We start from the raw sequence: 23,095 nt of genomic DNA on the forward strand, positions 1-23,095 counted from the left end.
CCAGCCAATCGGAAGCACGGGAAGAGATGTCGGCACCGAATAAGTCGTACGACCCAGTCGAGGTCGAGGCGTTGAAACCGGAAGAGATCGAGCGCATGCGGGACGAGGCGCTCGCCGCCTTCGCCGCCGCGGACTCCCTCGACGCGCTCCAGGAGGCCAAGGTCGCCCACACCGGCGGCACCTCCCCGCTGTCGCTGGCCAACCGCGAGATCGGCGCCCTGCCCCCGCAGGCCAAGGCCGAGGCCGGCAAGCGCGTCGGCATGGCCCGCGGCGCGGTGAACAAGGCGCTGGCCGCCCGCCAGGAGGAGCTGGAGGCCGAGCGCGACGCGCGCGTCCTGGTCGAGGAGGCCGTGGACGTCACGCTGCCCCACGACCGCGTACCGGCCGGCGCCCGCCACCCGCTCACCACGCTCTCCGAGCGCATCGAGGACATCTTCGTCGCCATGGGCTACGAGGTCGCCGAGGGCCCCGAGGCCGAGGCCGAGTGGTTCAACTTCGACGCCCTCAACATCGGCCCGGACCACCCGGCCCGCGGTGAGGCCGACACCTTCTTCGTGCAGGGCCCGGAGGGCGGCGCCGAGTCCGGCGTCGTGCTGCGCACCCACACCTCGCCCGTGCAGATCCGCTCGGCGCTCTCCCGCGAGCTGCCGGTCTACGTGATCTGCCCCGGCCGGGTGTACCGCACCGACGAGCTGGACGCCACGCACACCCCCGTCTTCCACCAGGTCGAGCTGCTCGCCGTCGACGAGGGCCTGACCATGGCGGACCTCAAGGGCACCCTGGACCACATGGTCCAGTCGCTGTTCGGCGCGGAGATGAAGACCCGGCTGCGGCCGAACTTCTTCCCCTTCACCGAGCCGTCCGCCGAGATGGACATGCTCTGCTACGTCTGCAAGGGCGCCTCCGTCGGCAACCCCGACCGGCCCTGCCGCACCTGCTCCAGCGAGGGCTGGATCGAGCTGGGCGGCTGCGGCATGGTCAACCCGCGGGTGCTCACCGCCTGCGGTATCGACCCGGAGAAGTACAGCGGCTTCGCCTTCGGGTTCGGCATCGAGCGGATGCTGATGTTCCGCCACAACGTCGAGGACATGCGAGACATGGTCGAGGGTGACGTCCGGTTCACCCGGCCGTTCGGGATGGAGATCTGATGCGGGTCCCGCTTTCCTGGCTGCGGGAGTACGTCGACCTGCCGGCCACCGAGACCGGCCGCGACGTGCAGGCCAAGCTGATTTCGGCCGGCCTCGAGGTCGAGACCGTCGAGCACCTGGGCGCCGACCTCAAGGGCCCCCTCGTCGTCGGCCAGGTGCTGACCATCGAGGAGCTGGAGGGCTTCAAGAAGCCGATCCGCTTCTGCACGGTGAACGTCGGCCAGGCCAACGGCACCGGTGAGCCGCAGGAGATCGTCTGCGGCGCCCGGAACTTCGCGGTCGGCGACAAGGTCGTCGTGGTCCTGCCCGGCGCCACCCTGCCCGGCGGATTCTCGATCTCCGCCCGCAAGACCTACGGCAAGACGTCCCACGGCATGATCTGCTCCAGCGACGAGCTGGGCATGGGCGACGACGGCACCCACGGCATCATCGTGCTGCCGCCGGAGACCGAGGTCGGCAAGGACGCCATCGAGCTGCTGGAGCTGGTCGACGAGGTGCTGGACATCGCCGTCACCGCCAACCGCGGCGACTGCCTGTCCATCCGCGGCGTCGCCCGTGAGGCCGCCATCGCCTACGGCCTGCCGCTGCGCGACCCGGCCCTGCTCGACGTGCCCGGCCCGAACGCCTACGGCTACCCGGTGAAGATCGCCGACCCGACCGGCTGCGACCGCTTCACCGCGCGCACCGTGACCGGCCTCGACGCCGAGGCCCGCTCCCCGATCTGGCTCCAGCGTCGGCTCCAGAAGGTCGGCATGCGCCCGATCTCGCTGGCCGTCGACGTCACGAACTACGTGATGATGGAGCTGGGCCAGCCCCTGCACGCCTACGACCGCGGACTGGTCCAGGGCACCATCGGCGTTCGCCGGGCCCAGGAGGGCGAGAAGATCGTCACCCTCGACGGTGTCGAGCGGAAGCTGCACGCCGAGGACCTGGTCATCACCGACGACCGCGGCCCGATCGGCCTCGCCGGTGTCATGGGCGGCGCCAACACGGAGATCGCGGACCACGGCGACACCGAGAACGCGACGAGTGACGTGGTCATCGAGGCCGCCCACTTCGACCAGGTGTCCATCGCGCGCACCGCCCGCCGGCACAAGCTGTCCTCCGAGGCGTCCCGCCGTTTCGAGCGCGGCGTCGACCCGCAGGCCGCCGCCGCTGCCGCGCAGCGCACCGTCGACCTTCTCGTGCTGCTCGCGGGCGGCACCGCCGAGGCCGGGGTCACGGAGATCAGCGCCCCGTCCGCACCGCACACCATCAGCGTCCCGGCCGACCACCCGGACAAGGTCGCGGGCGTGGCCTACGGCCGCGAGACCGTCGTGCGCCGCCTCCAGGAGGTGGGCTGCGACGTCTACGGCCAGGACGAGCTGATCGTCACCGTGCCGTCCTGGCGGCCCGACCTCGATGACATCAACGACCTGGCCGAAGAGGTCATCCGCCTGGAGGGCTACGAGAACCTGCCCTCCACGCTGCCCCGGCCCCCGGCGGGCCGCGGCCTCACCTCCCGGCAGCGGCTGCACCGCCGCGTCGGGCGGGCCCTGGCCGGTGCCGGTTACGTCGAGGCGCTGAACTACCCGTTCGTGGGCGAGCAGGTCTTCGACCAGCTCGGCCTCGACGCCGACGACCCGGCCCGCCGCGTCGTCAAGCTGGTCAACCCGCTCAGCGACGAGGAGCCAGCGCTGCGGACCTCGCTGCTGCCCGGCCTGCTCGCGGCGCTGCGGCGCAACGACGGCCGGGGCGCGCACGACCTGGCGCTCTTCGAGACGGGCCTGGTCTTCCACCCGCGCGACGAGCGGCGCGTCGCCGCGAACCTGCCCGTCGACCGGCGCCCCAGCGAGGACGACCTCGCCGCGCTGGACGCCGCGCTGCCCGACCAGCCCCGGCACGTCGCCGTGGTCCTGGCCGGCGCCCGTGAGCAGGCCGGCTGGTGGGGCAAGGGCCGTCCGGCCGACTGGGCCGACGCGGTCGAGTCCGCCCGGACCGTCGCCCGCGAGGCCGGCGCCGAGCTGGGCGTCCGCAAGGGCCAGTACGGACCGTGGCACCCGGGCCGCTGCGCCGAGCTGTTCGTCACCGTGGACGGCGAGGACCGCCTCGTCGGACACGCGGGTGAGCTGCACCCGCGTGTCCTGAAGACGCTCGGCCTGCCCGCGCGCACCAGTGCGATGGAGCTGGACCTCGACGCGGTGGAGCGGGTCGGCGACGACACCCCGCAGGCGCCGGGCATCTCCACGTTCCCGGTCGCGACGCAGGACGTCGCCCTGGTCGTCGAGGAGTTCGTGCCGGCGTCGGAGGTCGAGGCGGCGCTGCGCGAGGGCGCGGGCGAACTGCTGGAGTCCATCCGGCTGTTCGACGTGTACGACAACGCGGAGCAGCTCGGTGAGGGGCGCAAGTCGCTGGCGTACGCGTTGCGCTTCCGCGCGGGGGACCGGACGCTGACGGTCGACGAGGCGTCGGCTGCCCGCGATGCCGCGGTTGCCCTCGCGGGCGAGCGGGTCGGAGCGGTGCTGCGCAGTTAGCGGTTCGGTTCTCCCAAGGGGCGTGGGGTTGCTGCCGGTCGGCGGCCTGCGGGTAGTCAGTGGCTGGTCGCGCAGTTCCCCGCGCCCCTTGGGCATCACCTGAACGGCGTTTGACCGCCTCTCCGGCCGGCGGAGCCGTCCGCCCCGCCACGGAGTGTCGGGCAGGCAGCTGGGCGGACGGCGTGGATACGGGCCGCCGCACTGTACGAGGGGGAGCCGGCGGCCCGGCCGGCCTCTTTCGAGGCCCTTCAGTCAACCGGGTCGGAACTCTCCGCGACAGCGCGCACACGCTGCGGATGCGCGTACTCCGTTCACACCCCGTGTGAAGACCGACGCACTACGCTGTCGGCACCGATCCACCGGGGGGCACCATGCAGCCCAACACCCTGCTCGACGCGATCCTCGACGAGGCCGGGATCTCGCACGCGGGGCTGGCCGCGCACGTCAACCAGGCGGGGCGGGCACGCGGGCTCGCACTGAGGTACGAACACACCGCCGTCGCACGGTGGTTGAAGGGGCAGCGGCCGCGCGGCCAGGTGCCCGACCTGATCTGCGAGGTCCTCGCGTCCCGGCTGCACCGGCCGGTCACCCTCGACGACATCGGCCTCGGTGTCCCCGGCGAACCGGCCGCCCCGCACACCGGTTCACTGTCCGGGTTCGTGGAGCGGGCCACCGCCCTGTGGCGCTCCGACCAGCAGCAGCGCCCGCACATCCTCGGCGCCCCCGCGCTCACCGGCACACCCGCCGTGATCCCCGTGTGGGAGTGGGAGAACCCGCCCGAGGACACGGACGTCTCCCGCGGCGGGCGGCACCGGGTCACCACGGCCGACCTGGAGATGGTGCGCTGCGCCCGCACGCACTACGAGCAGATGTACCGCAAGGCCGGCGGCATCGCGACCCGCGCCCGCATCGTCGGCTTCCTCAACTCCGAGGCCGCGCCACTGCTGCGCGGCGGCTACACCGACGCCACCGGACGACAGCTGCACCGGGCCACCGGGGGCCTGGTCGCGGTGGCCGGGATCTGCGCGTACGACTCCGACGCGCACGGCCTCGCCCAGCGCTACTTCCACCAGGCGCTGCGGCTCGCCAAGGCCAGCGGCGACCGGGGGCTCGGCGCCTACGTCATCGCGCTGCTGGTCAACCAGGCGCTGTTCCTGCGGGAGTTCCGGCAGGCCGTCGCCTTCGCCGAGGCCGCGCTGCGCGCCGCCGGACGGCACATCACCCCGGCGCTCGCCTCCGACCTGTACGCGATGCAGGCGAAGGCGTACGCGCACCTGGGCGACGCCAGCGGCGCGCTGGCCTGCATCCGCCGGGCCGAGCGGGCCGCCGAGCGCATCCGGCGCGGGTACGAGCCCGACGAGACCGGCTACGTCCAGCCCGGACTGGTCAACGTCCAGGTGGCGGAGGCGCTGCTGAGCCTCGGCGAACTCGCGGCGGCCGGGGAGCACGCGGCGGCGGCCGTCGACACCCCGGCGCACGACCGGGGGCGCGTGCACCGGCTCGCCATGCTCAGCACCATCGAGCTGCGCCAGGGCAACGCCGACAAGGCGGTCGCCACCGCCGTGCGGATGGCCGAGCAGGCCCGGGGCATGGAGTCCCAGCGGCTGCGCGACCGACTGCGCGCGGTGCGCGAGCACCTGGTGAGCAACGGGTGCGCGGGCACGGCCGAGGCGGCCGAACTCATCGACGGGGCGCTGCGCGTACCGCTGTAGACGGCCCGACTGCGCGGACCCCGCGCCCGCCCCTGCGCCGTGAGCGGCCGTCGTACGCCTGCTGCCGGGACGCCGCTGCTGCGATATTGCCACCTACTCAAAGAAAGGTGGCAGAACCGTGCAGTGGACGAAAGAGAGCGAACAAAATGTGTACTCGAATCGGTGGTTCAGCGTCCATCTCGCCGATGTCGCCCTACCGGACGGCCGGCACCTCGACCACTTCCTGATACGGATGCGCCCCGTGGCCGTGGCCACGGTCGTGAACGAGGCCGACGAGGTCCTCCTGCTGTGGCGGCACCGTTTCATCACCGACAGCTGGGGCTGGGAACTCGCGGCCGGCGTCGTCGAGGACGGCGAGGACGTGCCGGTGGCGGCGGCCAGGGAACTGGAGGAGGAGACCGGCTGGCGGCCCGGACCGCTGCACCACCTGATGAGCGTGGAGCCCTCCAACGGCCTCACCGACGCCCGGCACCACGTCTACTGGGCCGAGGAGGGCACGTACGTCGGACACCCCGTGGACGACTTCGAGTCGGAGCGGCGGGAATGGGTCCCCCTCAAGCTCGTCCCCGACCTCGTCGCCCGCGGGGAGGTCCCGGCCGCCAACATGGCGGCCGCGTTACTCCTGCTGCACCACCACAGGCTCGGGCGCGATCAGCCGTAGGCGTAGAAGCCCGAGCCGCTCTTGCGGCCGAGGCGGCCAGCGTCGACCATGCGCTGGAGCAGCGGGGGAGCGGCGTACAGCGGTTCCTTGTACTCCTCGTACATCGAGTACGCCACCGAGGCGACCGTGTCCAGGCCGATCAGGTCGGCCAGCTTCAGCGGACCCATCGGGTGGGCGCAGCCCATCTCCATGCCGTTGTCGATGTCCTCGCGGCTGGCGATGCCCGACTCGAACATCCGGATCGCGGAGAGCAGGTACGGGATCAGCAGCGCGTTGACCACGAAGCCGGAGCGGTCCTGGGCGCGGATCGCGTGCTTGCCGAGCACCTTCTCGGTGAACAGCTGGGCCCGGCTGAGCGTGCCCTCGGAGGTGGTGAGCGCCGGGATCAGCTCGACGAGCTGCTGCACCGGGGCCGGGTTGAAGAAGTGGATGCCGATCACGTGGTCGGGCCGCGAGGTGGCGACCGCCAGCTTCACCAGCGGGATCGAGGAGGTGTTGGAGGCCAGGATCGCGTCCGGCCGGGTCACGACCTGATCGAGCACCTGGAAGATCTCGGTCTTGACCTGCTCGTTCTCGACGACGGCCTCGATCACCAGATCACGGTCGGCGAACTCGCCGAGGTCGGTGGTGAAGCTCAGGCGCGCCTGCGTCGCGTCCCGCTCCTCCTCGGTGATCTTGCCGCGCTCGGCCGCCTTGGTCAGCGAGTTGTACAGCCGGGTGCGGCCGATCTCCAGAGCCTCGCCGGTGGTCTCGGCGACCATCACCTCCAGACCCGAGCGGGCGCACACCTCGGCGATGCCCGCCCCCATCTGACCGCAGCCCACCACGCCGACGCGTGCGATATCTCCCGAGATGCCGGTCACATCGTCCCTTTCGCTGACTCCACGGCTGGCAGCAGGCATGCCGGGGTCCCCGGGTGTCTGCTCCGATCGAGCACGTTACCCCCGAATGGTCACGGATCCGTCTCCCGGGTCGGGCATGCTGAGGCCCCGTACACGATCCGTGACCATGCGGATCCGCAGCGTTCAGGAGGTCTTCCCATGGGCGGTGTCTCGCGCCGTGCCTTCACGGTGGCGGCGTTGTCGGCGTTCACGGCGGTGCCCGGAGCGTCCGGGGCGTCCGCGACCCCGGGGCCCGCGAAGCCGGCGCCCCCGCGCAGCGCCGCCGCCGGGATGCGGGGGATGTGGCTGGCCACCGTGGCCAACCGCGACTGGCCCACCCGCGCCGGGCTGCGCGCCGCCGAGCAGCGCGCGGAACTGATCGAACACCTCGACAACGCGGTGCGGCACCGCCTGAACACGGTGATCCTCCAGGTGCGGCCGACGGCCGACGCGCTGTGGCCCTCGGCACACGAGCCGTGGTCGCAGTACCTGTCCGGCAGCCAGGGCCGCGACCCGGGCTGGGACCCGCTGGGCACGGCCGTGACGGAGGCCCACGCCCGCGGCCTGCACCTGCACGCCTGGTTCAACCCGTACCGCGTCGCCACCCACGACGACCCGGCCCGCCTCGTCTCCTCCCACCCCGCGCGGAAGAACCCCGCGTGGGTGGTGCCGTACGGCGGGCAGCTGTACTACAACCCCGGGCTGCCCGACGTCCGGGCCTTCGTACAGGACGCCATCATGGACGCGGTGGCGAAGTACGCGGTGGACGGCGTCCACTTCGACGACTACTTCTACCCCTATCCGGTGGCGGGCCAGAGCTTCGCCGACGGCGGCACCTTCACCACCTTCGGCACCGGCTTCGCGACGAAGGCCGACTGGCGCCGCGACAACATCGACCGGCTGGTGCGCGAAACCGCCCAGCGCGTCAAGGAGGTCCGCCCGGCCGCCCGCTTCGGTGTCAGCCCCTTCGGTGTGTGGCGCAACGCCGCCACCGACGAGCGCGGCTCCGACACCCGGGCGGGCGTCCAGACGTACGACGACCTGTACGCGGACACCCGCAAGTGGGTGCGCGAGGGCTGGATCGACTACGTGGTGCCGCAGCTGTACTGGAACATCGGCATGGACGGCGCCGACTACGCGAAGCTGCTGCCCTGGTGGGCCGAGGTGGCCCGGGGAAGCCGCACCCAGCTGTACGTGGGCGAGGCGCTGTACAAGTCCGGCGACCCGGCGCAGCCCGCCGCCTGGCAGGACCCGGCCGAACTCTCCCGCCACCTGACGCTGGCGGCGCGGTACCCGGAGGTCCGCGGGCACGTCTACTTCTCGGCGAAGGACGTCGCCGACGACCGCGGCGGCGCGATGGCGCGGCTGGCCGCCGACCACTACACGCAGCCGGCCGCCGCCCCGCGCTGAGCCGCCGCCGAGCGGCTCGGCCGACTAGAGCTGGACCTCCCTGTGCCGGATCTCCGAGTCGGGGCCGGGCGAGCACACCGCCTCGTGCCCGTCCTCGAACCGGACCCGGTACGGGGGGCCGCCTTCCTGGCCCATGACTTCGACGATCTCCGCGACCTTGTCGTGCTCACCGACCACCCGGCCGTGCTGGACCAACCGGTCGCCCTTGATTGCATGCATCCGTGAGGCCTCCTCACCTGTGTGCCGCCGGGCGGGGCCCTACCCCCGGGCCCGCTGGGTCACCGCGATGCACACCAGTACGGCCGCGGCCGTCAGCGGAGCGGCCACCGGCAGGTGCTCGCCCAGGAGAAGTACCGACCACACCAGTGTGAGCAGCGGCTGGGCCAGCTGCAACTGGCTGGCCTTCGGAATGCCGATAGCCGCCATGCCCCGGTACCAGACGACCAGACCGAGGAACTGCGACCCGATCGCCACCCACAGCAGCCCGGTCACACTGTGCGCCGTCAGGTGCACCGGCTCGTACGACAGCGCCACCGCCGCCATGGGCACCGTCAGCGGCAGGCACAGCACCAGCGCCCAGCCGATGACCTGCCAGCCCGGCATCTCCCGGGCCAGCCGGCCGCCCTCCGTGTAACCCGCCGCGCACACCAGCAGCGCCGCGAAGAGATAGGCGTCCGCCGAGGTCAGCGCGCCGCCGCTCTGCTGCACCGTGAAGGCGATCACCGCCGCCGCACCCGCCAGGGCCGCGAACCAGAAGGTGCGCGAGGGGCGGGTGCCGACGCGCAGCGCGGACAGCAGCGCGGTGGTCAGCGGGAGCAGGCCCACCACGACGGCGGCGTGCGCGGTGGTCGAGGTCTGCAGGGCGAGCGTGGTCAGCAGCGGGAAGCCCAGCACCACCCCGGCGCCCACCACCGCGAGGCCCAGCCAGTGCCGCCGCTCGGGCGGTGCCACCCTCAGTGCCAGCAGACAGACCCCGGCGACCGCGGCGGCCAGGATGCTGCGCACGGCGATCAGGGACCAGGGGCCGAAGCCCTCCAGGCCCCAGGCGGTGGCCGGGAAGGTGAGGGAGAAGGCGACGACACCCAGGGCGGCCTGGACGGTACCGAAGGAGGCGCCGCCGGTCGTCGCGTTCGCGGCGCCGACTGCTATCCGAGGCGATGCGGTAGCGCTACTCTGTGCTCTCATGCAAGAGCGTAGCAGCGTCGCTGACCTGGTGACCGTGTTGCGGCGGGAGCTGGAGTGCTACTCACCCGGCGGAAAGCTCCCGTCCAGCCGGGCCCTCGTCGGCCGGTTCCGGGTGAGCCCCGTGACGGTCTCCCGCGCCCTGGCCCAGCTGGCCGCCGAGGGGCTGGTCGTCACCCGGCCCGGCGCCGGCGCCTTCCGGGCCCGGCCACGCCCCGCGGCCGTGCCCGCCGGGGACACCTCCTGGCAGGAGGTCGCGCTCAGCGCCGACGGGGCCGCCGACGTCGTACCGCGCTCGGTGGACGCCTCCGGGGTCCTCGTCTCACTGGCCGCCCCGCCCCCGGGTGTCGTTGAGTTCAACGGCGGCTACCTGCACCCGTCGTTGCAGCCGGAGCGCGCCATGGCGGCGGCGCTGGCGAGGGCCGGGCGGCGGCCCGGCGCCTGGGGGCGGCCGCCGATGGAAGGCTTGCCGGAGCTGCGGGAGTGGTTCGCGCGGGGCATCGGCGGCGCCATCACGGCGGCCGAGGTGCTGATCACCGCGGGCGGCCAGTCCGCGCTGGCCACCGCCCTGCGCGCACTCGCCCCGCCCGGCACCCCCGTACTCGTCGAGTCCCCGACCTACCCCGGCATGCTGGCCATCGCGCGGGCGGCCGGGCTGCGACCGGTGCCGGTTCCCGTGGACGCCGACGGCGTACGGCCCGCCCTGCTCGCCGACGCCTTCCGTGCCACCGGCGCCCGCGTCTTCGTCTGCCAGCCCCTCTTCCAGAACCCCACCGGCGCCGTGCTCGCCCCCGAGCGGCGCGGAGAGGTGCTGCGCATCGCGCGGGCCGCCGGTGCCTTCGTGGTGGAGGACGACTTCGTGCGCCGCCTCGTGCACGAGGACGCGGGCCCGCTGCCCGCCCCGCTCGCCGCCGACGACCCGGACGGCGTCGTCGTCCACGTCTGCTCGCTGACCAAGGCGACCTCGCCCAGCTTCCGGGTGAGCGCCCTGGCCGCCCACGGGCCGGTCCTCGAACGCCTGCGCGCCATCCAGATCGTCGACACCTTCTTCGTGCCCCGGCCGCTCCAGGAGGCGGCGCTGGAACTGGTCGGGTCGCCCGCCTGGCCGCGCCATCTGCGCGCGGTGTCGGCCGAGTTGAAGGCCCGCCGGGACGCCATGACGTCCGCGCTGCGGCTGCAACTCCCCGCGATCTCCCTGGCCCACATCCCCTCCGGCGGCTACCACCTGTGGCCCCGCCTGCCGGAGGGCGCCGACGAGAGCGCCCTGACCTCCGCCGCCCTGCGCGCGGGCGTCGCGATCACCCCGGGCCGGCCGTACTTCAGCGCCGAACCCCCGGCCGCCCACTTCCGGCTGAGCTTCGCGGCGGTCGCGAACGTCGGGGAGATCACGGAGGGGGTACGGCGCCTGCGCACCGCCTGCCCGCAGGCGTGGGGCGGCTGACCCGGGCCCGATATCCGGTCGACGGGCTCTCACCGGCCCTGCGAGCATCCCGGCATGACCGACACACCGAGGCTTCCCGAGGGCTACGAGATCTCCACGGACCCGCACCGCATCGACGCCGGACGCGTCCACCGCTGGCTGTCCACCGACGCGTACTGGGCCCTGGGGCGGACCCGCGAGAAGCAGGACCGGGCCGTCGAGGGCTCGCTCAACTTCGGCGTGTACGACGTGGTCTCCGGCGAGCAGGTCGCCTACGCCCGGGTGGTCACGGACCTGGCCACCTTCGCGTGGCTGTGCGACGTGTACGTCGACCCGTCGGTGCGGGCCAAGGGCCTCGGCACGGCGCTGGTCGCGGCCGTCCGCGAGTACCTGGCGCCCCACGGGCTGCGACGCATCCTGCTGGCGACGCACGACGCGCACGGGGTGTACGAGAAACTCGGGTTCACCGCGCTGGACCGGCCGGAGCAGTGGATGGCCTTCGCCTTCGGTCGGTGAGCCGTGGCACACCCTGGGTGACCCACAGGTAACACCCCTTGACCTGGACACCTCGGCGCTCCACCATCACCGCATGGCGCTTCGGGTCACGTTCGTCGCGGCTGCGCGCAGCTCACCGCTGCTCGCGGAGCGCTTCGACGACGACCGGCCGCTGGACCGGGCCGGCTGGGACGAGGTGCTGCGCGCCGCGGGCGACCTGCTGCCGCTGGCGGCGGCCGAGTTGCGCTACTGCTCGCCCACTCCCCGCAGCCGCGCCACCGGCGACGCCCTCGGCTGCGCCCCGCTGGCCCAGCTCGCCCTGCGCGACTGTGACATGGGTCGGTGGCGCGGTCTGACGCTCGGCGAGGCCATGGCCCGTGAGCCGGGGGCGGTGGACGCCTGGCTGGCCGACCCCCGGTCGGCGCCGCACGGCGGGGAGTCGCTGCTGGGCTTCATCACCCGGGTCGGCGGCTGGCTCGACACCCGCCCCGGCGAGGACGGCGACCGGATCGTCGCCGTGGCCGAGCCCTCCGTGATCCGGGCCGCGCTCGTCTACGCGCTGAAGGCGCCGCCCGGAACGTACTGGAACCTGGACGTCCGCCCGCTGTCGACGACCACCGTGACGGGCCGTGCGGGCCGGTGGAGCCTCCGTTTCGACGGTGCGCCGGACCAGGGGGCTACGCCTCCGGTGTTTCGCGAAGGTAATCCGTTGTGAGCAGCAGGTCCTTGGCCGGGCCGCCCACCCGCCACACGGTCCGCCAGCGGTCCGGGCCCCGGACGGTGAACTCGCCCCGGTAGAGGTCGGCGGCGCACGGGTGGTCGGCCACGTGGTGTCCCGTGGTCAGGTCCAGTGCGTGGAAGGGCCGGCCGTCCGCGAACCGCACGTCGGCGCGGCCGGGCCCACTCCCCGGCTCGTAGCGCAGTGTCCGCTCGGCGGGCCGGGTCGCTCCCTGCCAGGTGAAGCCGCCCGACTCCCGGCTGATCAGCCCGCCGTCGTCGAGCCTGTCGTAGGACGTGACCCCTTCGAAGCGGCCCTCCAGGCCGCTCGCCAGATCCCGCACCGACCGTTCGGTGCGCCAACGCCCCGCGAGGTACGCCAGCACGTCGGGCACCGGCCACAACTCGCCCATTTCCACTCGCCCTTCCCGCTCCGGCCCACTCGTCGCCGCGCGACCCATTGACGCGCCGCCACCCCCTCCCTATCTTGCCGTTCGAAGTGCTGACCAATGTCCGATATCCCGAACGACTACCTGGTGAGAGCCGCGGAGTATCCATGTCACGCACCCGCTGGAGACTCGGTCTCAGCGTCACCGCCCTCCTGACGGCCTCGGCCCTGCTGCCGTCCCCGGCACACGCGGAGGCCGCCGCCGACTACACGATCACCGTTGCCCCGTCCGGCCGGGGCCCCGCGATCGACGACACGATGTACGGCGTCTTCTACGAGGACATCAACCGCGCCGCCGACGGCGGCCTGTACGCCGAACTCGTGCAGAACCGGTCCTTCGAGTACTCCACCGCCGACCACGCCTCGTACACACCGCTCACCGCGTGGTCGGCCGACGGCACGGCCGAGGTGGTGGACGACGGGGGTCGCCTGAACGAACGCAACCGCAACTACCTCTCGCTGGCCGCCGGTTCCACCGTCACCAACGCGGGCTACAACACCGGCATCCGGGTCGAGAAGGGCGAGAGGTACGACTTCTCGGTCTGGTCCCGCGCCGAGAGCGGCACCACCCTCACCGTCGCCCTCCGGGACGCCGCGGGCACCCTCGCGAAGGTGCGCGAGGTGGCCGCGAAGGGGAAGTGGCGCAAGTACACCGCCACCTTCACCGCCACCCGCACCAGCAACCGCGGCCGCCTCGCCGTCACCACCACCGCCCCCGCCGCCCTCGACATGGTGTCCCTCTTCCCCCGCGACACCTACCGGCACCAGCCGAACGGCCTGCGCAAGGACCTCGCGGAGAAGATCGAGGCCCTGCACCCCGGCTTCCTGCGCTTTCCCGGCGGCTGCCTGGTCAACACCGGATCCATGGCGGACTACAGCGCGGACTCCGGCTGGCAGCGCAAACGCTCCTACCAGTGGAAGGACACGATCGGCCCGGTCGAGGAGCGCGCCACCAACGCCAACTTCTGGGGCTACAACCAGAGCTACGGGCTCGGCTACTACGAGTACTTCCGCTTCGCCGAGGACATCGGCGCCATGCCGCTGCCCGTCGTCCCCGCCCTGGTCACCGGCTGCGGCCAGAACAAGGCCGTCGACGACGACGCGCTGCTGAAGCGGCACATCCAGGACACCCTGGACCTGATCGAGTTCGCCAACGGCCCCCGCACCAGCGAATGGGGCAAGAAGCGCGCCGAGATGGGCCACCCCGAGCCCTTCCACCTCACCCACCTCGAAGTCGGCAACGAGGAGAACCTGCCGAAGGAGTTCTTCGCCCGCTTCGAGCAGTTCCGCGCCGCCATCGAGGCCGCGTACCCGGACATCACCGTCGTCTCCAACTCCGGCCCCGACGACTCCGGCGCCACCTTCGACACCGCCTGGCAGCTCAACCGCGACGCCGGTGTCGCGATGGTCGACGAGCACTACTACAACAGCCCGCAGTGGTTCCTCCAGAACAACGACCGCTACGACTCCTACGACCGCAGCGGCCCCAAGGTCTTCCTCGGCGAGTACGCCTCCCAGGGCAACGCCTGGAAGAACGCCCTCGCCGAGGCCGCGTTCATGACCGGCCTGGAGCGCAACGCCGACGTCGTCAAGCTCGCCTCCTACGCCCCGCTGCTCGCCAACGAGGACTACGTGCAGTGGAGCCCGGACCTGATCTGGTTCAACAACCACGCGTCCTGGGGCTCGGCCAACTACGAGGTCCAGAAGCTGTTCATGAACAACACCGGCGACCGCGTCGTCCCCTCGAAGGCCACCGGCACCCCTGCCGTCAGCGGCCCCATCACCGGTGCGGTCGGCCTGTCCACCTGGGCGACCAGCGCGGCGTACGACGACGTCAAGGTGACCGCGGCCGACGGGCAGACCCTCCTGTCCGACGACTTCTCCGACGGCGCCGCGCAGTGGACCCACACGGGAGCCGGCAGCTGGACCGTCCAGGACGGCCAGTACGTCCAGACGGACCCGGCCGCCGAGAACTCCATGATCACGGCGGGCGACCCGGCCTGGCACGACTACGACCTGCACGTGAAGGCCACGAAGAAGTCCGGCAAGGAGGGCTTCCTGGTCGCCTTCGGCGTCAAGGACACCGGGAACTACTACTGGTGGAACCTGGGCGGCTGGAACAACACCCAGTCCGCCGTCGAGCAGGCATCCGACGGCGGCAAGTCGACGCTCCTGTCCAAGGCCGGCTCGATCGAGACGGGCCGCGCCTACGACATCGACGTCAAGGTCCGGGGCCGTCAGGTCAGCCTCTACCTCGACGGCCAGGAATGGGGCAGCTTCACCGACGACAAGCCGGCCGAGCCGTTCCGGCAGATCGTCACGCGCGACGACCGCACCGGCGAGCTGATCGTCAAGGTCGTCAACGCCCAGGACACGGCCGCCCGCACCACCGTCGACCTCGGCGGCGCGAAGGTGGCGTCCAGGGCCGCGGTCACCACCCTCGCCGCCGACCAGGACGCGGTCAACACCGAGACGGACGCCGCGGTGACCCCGGTGACCTCGACCTTCTCGGGAGCGGCGAGCGAGTTCACGTACACCTTCCCGCCGAACTCGGTGACGTTCCTGCGGATCAGGCAGCGGTAGCCCGGCAGCGACCGACCGGGACCGGCGACGCGAGCACCCCACCGCGTCGCCGGTCCCGGCTAGCCTGGGGACGCATGATCGTATGGCTCAACGGCACCCACGGTGCGGGCAAGACCACGACCGCCGCGCTCGTGCAGCGGCTGCTCCCGGACTCCCGGGTGTTCGACGCCGAGAAGGTCGGCGAGACGCTCATGGACATCACGCCGGCGCTGCCCGAGACGGGCAACTTCCAGCACTGGCCGCCGTGGCGGCCGCTCGTCGTCGAGACCGCACGCCGCGTGCTCGACTACACCGGCGGCACCCTGGTGATGCCGATGACGGTGCTGGTCGAGGAGTACTGGCGGGAGATCGCCGACGGCCTCGCCGCGCACGGGATTGCCGTGCGGCACTTCGTCCTCCACGCCGACCGGGAGACCCTGCGCGGGCGCATCGCGGGGGACACCGTACTGGGGCCGGACTCGCCGTTCCGCCTGCGGTACCTCGAGCCGTACGCCGAGGCCGCCCGCACCTGGCTGCACGCCGAGGCCGAGGTCGTCGACACCACCCACCTCACACCCGACCAGGCCGCACTGCGCATCGCGGAGGCCGTCAAGGGCTGAGGTTTCGGCACCTCCCTGGTGGGTCGGTATTCACTGGATTGCATAAACGTGCAGCGAAACGTATAGTCATGCCATCCAGGAGGAGGGTTTTCCATGGCGGTACGTGCGGCGGTGGCCGGAGCGAGTGGGTACGCGGGCGGTGAGCTGCTGCGTCTGCTCCTGACCCACCCCGAGGTCGAGATCGGCGCCCTGACCGGCAACTCCAACGCGGGGCAGCGCCTCGGTGCGCTGCAACCGCACCTGCTGCCGCTGGCCGACCGGGTGCTGGAGGCGACCACCCCCGAGGTGCTCGACGGCCACGACGTCGTGTTCCTCGCCCTGCCGCACGGGCAGTCCGCCGCGGTCGCCGAGCAGCTCGGGCCGGACGTCCTCGTCGTCGACATGGGCGCCGACTTCCGGCTGAAGGACGCCGGAGACTGGGAGCGGTTCTACGGCTCCCCGCACGCCGGCACCTGGCCCTACGGCCTCCCCGAACTTCCGGGTGCCCGCGCCGCGCTGGAGGGGTCCAAGCGCATCGCGGTACCCGGTTGCTACCCCACGGCCGTGTCCCTGGCCCTCTTCCCGGCGTACGCGGCCTCGCTGGCCGAGCCCGAGGCCGTGATCGTCGCCGCCTCCGGTACCTCCGGCGCGGGCAAGGCGGCCAAGCCGCACCTGCTGGGCAGCGAGGTCATGGGCTCCATGTCGCCGTACGGCGTCGGCGGCGGTCACCGGCACACCCCCGAGATGATCCAGAACCTCGGCGCGGTTGCGGGGGAGCCGGTCACCGTCTCCTTCACGCCGACCCTCGCGCCGATGCCCCGCGGCATCCTCGCCACCTGCACCGCGAAGGCCAAGCCCGGGGTCACCGCCGAGTCGGTCCGGGCCGTCTACGAGAAGGCCTTCGCCGACGAACCGTTCGTGCACCTGCTGCCCGAGGGGCAGTGGCCCGCGACCGCCTCCGTGTACGGCTCCAACGCCGTCCAGGTGCAGGTCGCGTACGACGCCGCCGCCGGCCGGATCATCGCGATCAGCGCCATCGACAACCTGGCCAAGGGCACCGCGGGCGGTGCCGTCCAGAGCATGAACATCGCCCTCGGTCTCGACGAGACCACCGGACTGACGACGATCGGAGTTGCGCCGTGAGTGTGACGGCAGCGAAGGGATTCACGGCGGCGGGCATCACCGCCGGGATCAAGGAGAGCGGCAGCCCCGACCTGGCCCTCGTGGTCAACACCGGCCCCCGCCGCTCCGCCGCGGGCGTCTTCACCTCCAACCGCGTCAAGGCCGCGCCGGTCCTGTGGTCCGAGCAGGTGCTGAAGAGCGGTGAGGTGACCGCCGTCGTCCTCAACTCCGGCGGCGCCAACGCCTGCACCGGACCCAAGGGCTTCCAGGACACGCACGCCACGGCCGAGAAGGTCGCCGACGTGCTCGGGACCGGGGCGGGCGAGGTCGCCGTGTGCTCCACCGGGCTCATCGGCGTACTGCTGCCCATGGACAAGCTGCTCCCGGGCGTGGAGACGGCCGCCGGCCAGCTCTCCGAGCACGGCGGCGAGAAGGCCGCCATCGCCATCAAGACCACCGACACCGTGCACAAGACGTCCGTGGTCACCGGGGACGGCTGGACGGTGGGCGGCATGGCCAAGGGCGCGGGCATGCTCGCCCCCGGCCTCGCCACCATGCTCGTCGTGATCACCACCGACGCCGACCTGGAGACCGAGGCCCTGGACCGCGCCCTGCGCGCCGCCACCCGGGTCACCTTCGACCGGGTCGACTCCGACGGCTGCATGTCCACCAACGACACCGTGCTGCTGCTCGCCTCCGGTGCCTCCGGCGTCACCCCCGAGTACGACGCCTTCGCCGAGGCCGTACGGGCCGTCTGCGACGACCTCGGGCAGCAGCTCGTCCGGGACGCCGAGGGCGCCAGCAAGGACATCAAGGTCGAGGTGGTGAACGCGGCGACCGAGGACGAGGCCGTCCAGGTGGGCCGCACCATCGCCCGCAACAACCTGCTCAAGTGCGCCATCCACGGCGAGGACCCCAACTGGGGCCGCGTGCTGTCCGCCATCGGCACCACCGACGCGGCCTTCGAGCCCGACCGGCTGAACGTCGCCATCAACGGCGTCTGGGTCTGCAAGAACGGCGGCGTCGGCGAGGACCGCGAGCTGGTCGACATGCGCTACCGCGAGGTGCACATCGTCGCCGACCTCGCCGCGGGCGACGCCACCGCCACCATCTGGACCAACGACCTCACCGCCGACTACGTCCACGAGAACAGCGCGTACTCCTCATGAGCGACGCAAAGAGCAACGCACCCACGCGGAAGCACACCGCGCTCCCCAAGGCCCAGATCCTCATCGAGGCGCTGCCCTGGCTGACCCGGCACCACGGCAAGACCGTCGTCATCAAGTTCGGCGGCAACGCCATGATCGACGAGGACCTCAAGGCCGCCTTCGCCCAGGACGTCGTCTTCCTGCGGCACGCCGGCCTCAAGCCCGTCGTCGTGCACGGCGGCGGCCCGCAGATCAGCGCCGCCCTCGACAAGCACGGCATCGTCAGCGAGTTCAAGGCCGGCCTGCGCGTCACCACCGAGGACGCCATGGACGTCGTACGTATGGTGCTCGCCGGGCAGGTGCAGCGCGAGCTGGTCGGGCTGCTCAACCAGCACGGACCGCTCGCCGTCGGCCTCACCGGCGAGGACGCCCACACCCTCACCGCCACCAAGCACCAGCCCGAGATCGACGGCGAGCTCGTCGACATCGGACGGGTCGGCGAGATCACCGAGATCGACACCGGCGCCATCGAGGCACTGCTGGCCGACGGCCGCATCCCGGTCGTCTCGTCCATCGCCCGCTCCCAGGACGACCACCATGTCTACAACGTCAATGCTGATACGGCGGCTGCGGCACTCGCTGCGGCGCTCGGCGCCGAGACTCTCATGGTCCTCACCGACGTCGAGGGCCTCTACGAGGACTGGCCGAACTCCGACGAGGTGATCAGCCGCCTCACCGCGTCCGAGCTGGAAAAACTGCTGCCCGACCTGTCCAGCGGCATGGTGCCGAAGATGGAGGGCTGCCTGCACGCCGTACGCGGCGGCGTCACCACCGCCCGCGTCATCGACGGCCGGGTCCAGCACTCGATCCTGCTGGAGATCTTCACCGACGAGGGGATCGGCACGATGGTCGTGCCCGACGAACAGGGGGAGTCGTGAGCAACGAAGAGCTGACCGAGCGGTGGCAGGGCACCCTCATGAACAACTACGGCACCCCGCGCCTGCCCCTGGTGCGCGGCGAGGGCTCCCGCCTGTGGGACGCCGACGGCAAGGAGTACCTCGACTTCGTCGGCGGTATCGCGGTCAACGCGCTCGGCCACGCCCACCCGGCGGTGGTGGACGCCGTGAGCCGGCAGATCGCCTCCCTCGGCCACGTCTCCAACCTGTTCATCGCCGAGCCGCCGGTCGCCCTCGCCGAACGGCTGCTCCAGCACTTCGGCCGGGACGGCAAGGTCTACTTCTGCAACTCCGGCGCCGAGGCCAACGAGGGCGCCTTCAAGATCGGCCGACTGACCGGCCGGCCGCACATGGTCGCCACCCGGGGCGGCTTCCACGGCCGCACCATGGGCGCCCTGGCGCTGACCGGCCAGCCCGGCAAGCAGGAGCCCTTCCTGCCGCTGCCCGGCGATGTCACGCACGTGCCGTACGGCGACCCGCAGGCGCTGGCCGCGGCGGTCACCGAGGAGACGGCGCTGGTGATCATCGAGCCGATCCAGGGCGAGAACGGCGTCGTCGTCCCGCCCCCCGGCTATCTGAAGGCGGCCCGCGCCATCACCGCCGCCACCGGCGCGCTGCTCGTCCTGGACGAGGTGCAGACCGGCGTCGGCCGGACCGGGCACTGGTTCGAGTACCAGGCCCACGAGGGCGTCCTGCCGGACGTCGTCACCCTCGCCAAGGGCCTCGGCGGCGGACTGCCGCTCGGCGCGACGGTCGCCTTCGGACGCGCCGCCGACCTCCTCAAGCCAGGCCACCACGGCACCACCTTCGGCGGAAACCCGGTGGTCTGCGCCGCCGGACTCGCGGTGCTCGACACCATCGCCGACGAGGGACTGCTCGACAACGTCAAGCGGCAGAGCGAGACGCTGCGCGGCGGGGTCGAGGGCCTGGGCCACCCGCTCGCCGCCCACGTCCGGGGCGCCGGACTGCTCCTGGGTATCGTGCTCACCGAGCCGCTCGCCGCCCAGGTGCAGCAGGCGGCTCAGGACGCCGGAATCCTGGTGAACGCGCCCGCACCCGATGTCGTACGGCTGATGCCCGCGCTGAACCTCGGCGACGACGTGGTGGAGGCGTTCCTCGGGGCGCTGCCCGGCATCCTTGACCAGGCCGCCGAGACGGCCCACGGGGACGGACGATCCGGAGAATGAGACGACGATGAGCCACGCGCAGGAGCACGAGCAGACGGCCGGGCCCGCCCTGCCGCAGACCCGCACCGCACGCCACCGCCGGATCGTGGACATCCTCAACCGGCAGGCGGTGCGTTCGCAGAGCCAGCTGGCGAAGCTGCTCGCCGACGACGGGCTGACGGTCACCCAGGCGACGCTCTCCCGCGACCTGGACGAGCTGAACGCGGTCAAGATCCGCAACACCGACGGCGACCTCATCTACGCGGTGCCCAGCGAGGGCGGCTTCCGCACCCCGCGGGCGCCGCTCGGGGAGTCGGCGAAGGAGGAGCGGATGCGGCGGCTCTCCGCGGAGCTGCTGATCTCCGCGGAGGCGTCCGCGAACCTCGTGGTCCTGCGGACCCCTCCGGGGGCGGCGCAGTTCCTCGCCTCGGCCATCGACCAGGCGGAACTGCACGACATCCTGGGGACGATCGCGGGCGACGACACGCTGATGCTGATCAGCCGGGAGCCGACCGGCGGGCAGGCCCTGGCGGACCACTTGCTGCGGTTGGCGCAGAACGGGGGCTGAGCGGGGAGCACGGCGCTGCCCAACTGTCAGCCCACCGTCAGCTCCGAGACCAGCTCGTCCAGGCCGCCCACGGCCCAGTCGAAGGCGTCCGTGGGCCTCGGCGGGTCGCCGACCGGGCGCCCGACGTAGGCGGTGCGCATCCCCGCGGCCCGGGCACCGCGAAGGTCCCAGGCGTGGGCGGCGACCATCAGCACCCGCTCGGGCGGGCAGCCCGCCGCGGTGAGGGCGAGCCGGTAGACCTCCGGCGACGGCTTGTACACGCGGGCGTCCTCGGCCGACAGGGCCTGGTGCCAGCGCAGCCCGGCGTGCTCGTTGAGGCGGAGCAGGGTCGCACGGGAGGCGTTGGACAGGCCCACGACCGGGAACCGCTCGGCCAGCCGCGCGAGCCCGGAGACGGAGTCGTCCCACGGCTCGAGGCGCCGCCCCGCGCCGGCCAGCCGCGCGACCGCGTCCGCGTCGGTCAGCCCGGCGTGCCCTGCGACCCGCTCCGCCGCCTCGCGGTCCAGGACCCCCGAGTCGGCGTACGGCCGCTCCCCGGCGTTGACGCGCCGTATCTCGTGCTCGACGTGCTCCTGCCACACCGTGAGCCACCGGTCGACGGACGCCTCGTCGGCGCCGGGTACGGCCTCGCGCAACGCCGTCCGCAGTCCCCCCGGTTCGTCGACCATCGTGCCGAGCACGTCGCACACGACGACCTCGATACCGCGCACTTCCGCCATCCCGCGCTCCTCCCACGTACGGACGTCTGCCCGGCGGCGCCGGTCACCCGTGGGCCGGGTTCAGCCCAGCCACGCCGCCAGGCCCCCAGTACACCGCACCTCGTCCCCCGCCGTGATCAGCAGTCCCTCGACGCCGGGCAGCGACTCCAGCCACCGCAGCCCCTCCCGCGCCCCCATCGCGAACGCCGCCGTCGCCCAGCAGTCCGCCCAGGTCAGCCGGGGCGCCACCACCGTCACGGACAACAGGTCGGTCACCGCCGAGCGCCGGGTGCGCGGATCGACGACATGGGCGCCCCGCTCGGCGGAGCCGGACGTCGCCACGGCCAGTTCCGCCGCCCCCGCCGCCGAGACGACCGCCGCGAGGCCGCCCGGCCGCAGCGGGTCCGACACCCCGACCCGCCACGGCCGCGCGGCACCCGGCGTCCCGAGCAACTGCACGTCCCCGCCCCCGTTGACGCTGACGCCGCGGACCCCGGAGACCTCCGCCGCGATCCGCCGTGCGGCGCGCTCCACGGCCCAGCCCTTGACGATCCCGGTCGGGTCGAGCCGCCCCTCGTACCGCGTGCTGAACCAGCCGTCGCTCACCCGCTCCGCCTCGGCCGCCAGCTCCAGCACCTCGGCGACCTCCGGCGCACATGTGTCGAGGGCCAGCTCCCCGCGCGCCAGCCGGGAGACCTCGCTGTCGTCCCGGTACGTGCTGAACACCTCGTCCGCCCGGTGCAGTCCGGCGACGGCCTCGGCCACCGCCGTCCGGACGGACCCGGGTTCCCCGCCGCGGACGTCGAAGGAGAAGACGGTCCCCATCGCCTCCTCCACGTGACGCACCGCGGCGGGAGCCTCGGCGGACCCGGCCCCGGTGTCAGCCACCGGCCCGGTCCAGCGCCGACTGGAGGGACTGCGTGTACCCGGCGCTGGTGTAGGTGGCGCCGGAGACCGCGTCGATGTCGGCGTTCCCGGCCGCGACGGCCGCCTGGTTGAGCTTGGGCACGGCGTCGGCGGTGACCTGGTCGCTGCGGCCGCCCCTGGGCGCCTGGAGGGCCTCGACGTCGGTGATCCTCCCGCCGCTGACGGTGACCCGGACCTGCACGGGCCCGTACTGGGTCTGCGCGGCGTCACCGGTGAGCACCTGCGTGCCCTGCCCGGCGCCGCTCCCGCCCGCGCCGTCCCCTGACCCACTCGACTCCTGGCCGCCGGATCCGGCCGCCGCGGCCGCCTTGTCGAGGGCCGACTGGAGGGACTTCGCGTACCCGGCGCTGGTGTAGGTGGCGCCGGAGACCGCGTCGATGTCGGCGTTCCCGGCCGCGACGGCCGCCCGGTTGAGCTTGGGCACGGCGTCCGCGGTGACCTGGTCGCTCTGCCCGCCCCTGGGCGCCTGCACGGCCTCGGCCTTGGTGATCTTCCCGCCGCTGACGGTGACCCGGACCTGCACGGGACCGTACTGCGTACGGGCCGCTTCACCCGTCACCGTGCCGGCCCCGGCGCCCCGGCCGCCCTGCGGCGACTGCGCGGCCACGGGCGGAGCCGCGCCGCCCGCCGCCGAGGCGGAGCCCGGGTCGGACGCCGGTTTCAGCGACAGCAGCAGCACGATCCCGGACACGGTGGCGGCCCCGGCGAGCACGGCACGCCGAACGGGGTGGCTTTTCCTCATCTGTCCTGGACTCCTGATGT

Annotated in this window: 22 protein-coding genes; 15 read left to right on the forward strand and 7 right to left on the reverse strand. The window is 72.7% G+C overall.

Going from position 1 to position 23,095, the window contains the following annotated elements; all coding sequences use genetic code 11:
- The first annotated feature begins 26 nt into the window (after positions 1-26).
- From pheS to IE258_RS24210, 4 genes are all read left to right on the forward strand, one after another.
- Entirely contained in the window at positions 27-1,148 is a 1,122-nt protein-coding gene (gene pheS, locus IE258_RS24195) for a phenylalanine--tRNA ligase subunit alpha (protein WP_109033695.1), read from the forward strand.
- On the forward strand, positions 1,148-3,661 hold the full coding sequence (pheT, locus tag IE258_RS24200) for a phenylalanine--tRNA ligase subunit beta (RefSeq protein WP_189746711.1): 2,514 nt from the start codon (positions 1,148-1,150) through the stop codon (positions 3,659-3,661). Before pheS ends, pheT begins: the two co-directional genes overlap by 1 nt.
- 371 nt (positions 3,662-4,032) lie before the next feature.
- Positions 4,033-5,373 carry an NsdA family TPR-like regulatory protein gene (locus tag IE258_RS24205; RefSeq protein ID WP_189746713.1) on the forward strand — a complete coding sequence of 447 codons (1,341 nt, stop codon included), beginning with the start codon at positions 4,033-4,035 and terminating at the stop codon, positions 5,371-5,373.
- 118 nt (positions 5,374-5,491) lie between these two features.
- Complete coding sequence (locus IE258_RS24210) at positions 5,492-6,034, forward strand: NUDIX hydrolase (protein ID WP_159325337.1); 543 nt, start codon at positions 5,492-5,494, stop codon at positions 6,032-6,034.
- On the opposite strand, the gene IE258_RS24215 is transcribed toward IE258_RS24210, so the two are convergent.
- Positions 6,025-6,936, reverse strand: coding sequence for a 3-hydroxybutyryl-CoA dehydrogenase (locus tag IE258_RS24215; protein WP_079032931.1), 912 nt, complete (start codon positions 6,934-6,936; stop codon positions 6,025-6,027). The two genes, IE258_RS24210 and IE258_RS24215, sit on opposite strands and share 10 nt — an antisense overlap.
- Before the next feature lie 138 nt (positions 6,937-7,074).
- Here IE258_RS24215 and IE258_RS24220 point away from each other — a divergent pair, with 138 nt between their 5' ends.
- A complete protein-coding gene (locus IE258_RS24220) occupies positions 7,075-8,325 on the forward strand; it encodes a glycoside hydrolase family 10-like protein (RefSeq protein WP_189746715.1) in 1,251 nt (416 codons plus the stop codon).
- Positions 8,326-8,349: 24 nt separating this feature from the next.
- Here the strand turns inward: IE258_RS24220 and IE258_RS24225 are convergent, their stop codons facing one another.
- On the reverse strand, positions 8,350-8,544 hold the full coding sequence (locus IE258_RS24225) for a DUF1918 domain-containing protein (RefSeq protein WP_189746717.1): 195 nt from the start codon (positions 8,542-8,544) through the stop codon (positions 8,350-8,352).
- Between the two features lie 39 nt (positions 8,545-8,583).
- On the reverse strand, positions 8,584-9,510 hold the full coding sequence (locus IE258_RS24230; protein WP_159325331.1) for a DMT family transporter: 927 nt from the start codon (positions 9,508-9,510) through the stop codon (positions 8,584-8,586).
- Between IE258_RS24230 and IE258_RS24235 the strand changes: the two genes are divergently transcribed.
- The 3 genes from IE258_RS24235 to IE258_RS24245 all read left to right on the forward strand — a co-directional run bounded on the left by IE258_RS24235 (position 9,509) and on the right by IE258_RS24245 (position 12,137).
- A complete protein-coding gene (locus IE258_RS24235) occupies positions 9,509-10,948 on the forward strand; it encodes an aminotransferase-like domain-containing protein (RefSeq protein WP_189746720.1) in 1,440 nt (479 codons plus the stop codon). The two genes, IE258_RS24230 and IE258_RS24235, sit on opposite strands and share 2 nt — an antisense overlap.
- A gap of 54 nt (positions 10,949-11,002) precedes the next feature.
- Positions 11,003-11,443 carry a GNAT family N-acetyltransferase gene (locus IE258_RS24240; RefSeq protein WP_189746722.1) on the forward strand — a complete coding sequence of 147 codons (441 nt, stop codon included), beginning with the start codon at positions 11,003-11,005 and terminating at the stop codon, positions 11,441-11,443.
- Positions 11,444-11,516: 73 nt separating this feature from the next.
- Complete coding sequence (locus tag IE258_RS24245; RefSeq protein ID WP_189746724.1) at positions 11,517-12,137, forward strand: histidine phosphatase family protein; 621 nt, start codon at positions 11,517-11,519, stop codon at positions 12,135-12,137.
- Here the strand turns inward: IE258_RS24245 and IE258_RS24250 are convergent.
- The gene (locus IE258_RS24250) at positions 12,100-12,552 is read right to left on the reverse strand and encodes a DUF6314 family protein (protein ID WP_189746725.1); all 453 of its coding nucleotides are present in this window, start codon (positions 12,550-12,552) and stop codon (positions 12,100-12,102) included. The two genes, IE258_RS24245 and IE258_RS24250, sit on opposite strands and share 38 nt — an antisense overlap.
- Positions 12,553-12,695: 143 nt before the next feature.
- Between IE258_RS24250 and IE258_RS24255 the strand changes: the two genes are divergently transcribed.
- From IE258_RS24255 to IE258_RS24285, 7 genes are all read left to right on the forward strand, one after another.
- A complete protein-coding gene (locus IE258_RS24255; RefSeq protein ID WP_189746727.1) occupies positions 12,696-15,170 on the forward strand; it encodes an alpha-L-arabinofuranosidase family protein in 2,475 nt (824 codons plus the stop codon).
- Between the two features lie 74 nt (positions 15,171-15,244).
- The gene (locus IE258_RS24260; RefSeq protein ID WP_189746729.1) at positions 15,245-15,769 is read left to right on the forward strand and encodes an AAA family ATPase; all 525 of its coding nucleotides are present in this window, start codon (positions 15,245-15,247) and stop codon (positions 15,767-15,769) included.
- Between the two features lie 93 nt (positions 15,770-15,862).
- Positions 15,863-16,891, forward strand: a complete 1,029-nt coding sequence (gene argC, locus IE258_RS24265) for an N-acetyl-gamma-glutamyl-phosphate reductase (protein WP_189746730.1) — start codon at positions 15,863-15,865, stop codon at positions 16,889-16,891.
- Positions 16,888-18,039: a bifunctional glutamate N-acetyltransferase/amino-acid acetyltransferase ArgJ gene (gene argJ, locus IE258_RS24270; RefSeq protein ID WP_189746732.1), complete on the forward strand. Its 1,152-nt coding sequence runs from the start codon at positions 16,888-16,890 to the stop codon at positions 18,037-18,039. Before argC ends, argJ begins: the two co-directional genes overlap by 4 nt.
- Positions 18,036-18,956, forward strand: a complete 921-nt coding sequence (gene argB, locus IE258_RS24275; protein WP_159325315.1) for an acetylglutamate kinase — start codon at positions 18,036-18,038, stop codon at positions 18,954-18,956. The genes argJ and argB overlap by 4 nt, the downstream gene beginning before the upstream one ends.
- On the forward strand, positions 18,953-20,161 hold the full coding sequence (locus IE258_RS24280; RefSeq protein WP_189746734.1) for an acetylornithine transaminase: 1,209 nt from the start codon (positions 18,953-18,955) through the stop codon (positions 20,159-20,161). The genes argB and IE258_RS24280 overlap by 4 nt, the downstream gene beginning before the upstream one ends.
- A 7-nt stretch (positions 20,162-20,168) precedes the next feature.
- Positions 20,169-20,708: an arginine repressor gene (locus IE258_RS24285; protein WP_059299601.1), complete on the forward strand. Its 540-nt coding sequence runs from the start codon at positions 20,169-20,171 to the stop codon at positions 20,706-20,708.
- Between the two features lie 26 nt (positions 20,709-20,734).
- Here the strand turns inward: IE258_RS24285 and IE258_RS24290 are convergent, their stop codons facing one another.
- The 3 genes from IE258_RS24290 to IE258_RS24300 are packed head-to-tail and all read right to left on the reverse strand — an operon-like array spanning position 20,735 to position 23,075.
- Positions 20,735-21,427, reverse strand: a complete 693-nt coding sequence (locus IE258_RS24290; RefSeq protein WP_189746736.1) for a haloacid dehalogenase type II — start codon at positions 21,425-21,427, stop codon at positions 20,735-20,737.
- Positions 21,428-21,487: 60 nt separating this feature from the next.
- Complete coding sequence (locus IE258_RS24295) at positions 21,488-22,231, reverse strand: FAD:protein FMN transferase (protein WP_189747015.1); 744 nt, start codon at positions 22,229-22,231, stop codon at positions 21,488-21,490.
- Positions 22,232-22,286: 55 nt separating this feature from the next.
- Entirely contained in the window at positions 22,287-23,075 is a 789-nt protein-coding gene (locus IE258_RS24300; RefSeq protein ID WP_189746738.1) for an FMN-binding protein, read from the reverse strand.
- Between the last annotated feature and the right edge of the window lie 20 nt (positions 23,076-23,095).

The sequence above is a fragment of the Streptomyces tendae genome, from assembly GCF_014650435.1.
Taxonomy (GTDB): Bacteria; Actinomycetota; Actinomycetes; order Streptomycetales; family Streptomycetaceae; genus Streptomyces; species Streptomyces tendae.

Coding starts and splice junctions, on each gene's coding strand:
- argB (WP_159325315.1), top strand. CDS start 18,036: ATGAGCGACGCAAAGAGCAACGCACCCACGCGGAAGCACACCGCGCTC.
- IE258_RS24205 (WP_189746713.1), top strand. CDS start 4,033: ATGCAGCCCAACACCCTGCTCGACGCGATCCTCGACGAGGCCGGGATC.
- IE258_RS24240 (WP_189746722.1), top strand. CDS start 11,003: ATGACCGACACACCGAGGCTTCCCGAGGGCTACGAGATCTCCACGGAC.
- IE258_RS24295 (WP_189747015.1), bottom strand. CDS start 22,231: ATGGGGACCGTCTTCTCCTTCGACGTCCGCGGCGGGGAACCCGGGTCC.
- IE258_RS24220 (WP_189746715.1), top strand. CDS start 7,075: ATGGGCGGTGTCTCGCGCCGTGCCTTCACGGTGGCGGCGTTGTCGGCG.
- IE258_RS24225 (WP_189746717.1), bottom strand. CDS start 8,544: ATGCATGCAATCAAGGGCGACCGGTTGGTCCAGCACGGCCGGGTGGTC.
- IE258_RS24215 (WP_079032931.1), bottom strand. CDS start 6,936: ATGCCTGCTGCCAGCCGTGGAGTCAGCGAAAGGGACGATGTGACCGGC.
- IE258_RS24300 (WP_189746738.1), bottom strand. CDS start 23,075: ATGAGGAAAAGCCACCCCGTTCGGCGTGCCGTGCTCGCCGGGGCCGCC.
- pheS (WP_109033695.1), top strand. CDS start 27: ATGTCGGCACCGAATAAGTCGTACGACCCAGTCGAGGTCGAGGCGTTG.
- IE258_RS24245 (WP_189746724.1), top strand. CDS start 11,517: ATGGCGCTTCGGGTCACGTTCGTCGCGGCTGCGCGCAGCTCACCGCTG.
- IE258_RS24285 (WP_059299601.1), top strand. CDS start 20,169: ATGAGCCACGCGCAGGAGCACGAGCAGACGGCCGGGCCCGCCCTGCCG.
- IE258_RS24230 (WP_159325331.1), bottom strand. CDS start 9,510: ATGAGAGCACAGAGTAGCGCTACCGCATCGCCTCGGATAGCAGTCGGC.
- IE258_RS24260 (WP_189746729.1), top strand. CDS start 15,245: ATGATCGTATGGCTCAACGGCACCCACGGTGCGGGCAAGACCACGACC.
- IE258_RS24235 (WP_189746720.1), top strand. CDS start 9,509: ATGCAAGAGCGTAGCAGCGTCGCTGACCTGGTGACCGTGTTGCGGCGG.
- IE258_RS24290 (WP_189746736.1), bottom strand. CDS start 21,427: ATGGCGGAAGTGCGCGGTATCGAGGTCGTCGTGTGCGACGTGCTCGGC.
- IE258_RS24250 (WP_189746725.1), bottom strand. CDS start 12,552: ATGGGCGAGTTGTGGCCGGTGCCCGACGTGCTGGCGTACCTCGCGGGG.
- pheT (WP_189746711.1), top strand. CDS start 1,148: ATGCGGGTCCCGCTTTCCTGGCTGCGGGAGTACGTCGACCTGCCGGCC.
- argC (WP_189746730.1), top strand. CDS start 15,863: ATGGCGGTACGTGCGGCGGTGGCCGGAGCGAGTGGGTACGCGGGCGGT.
- IE258_RS24255 (WP_189746727.1), top strand. CDS start 12,696: ATGTCACGCACCCGCTGGAGACTCGGTCTCAGCGTCACCGCCCTCCTG.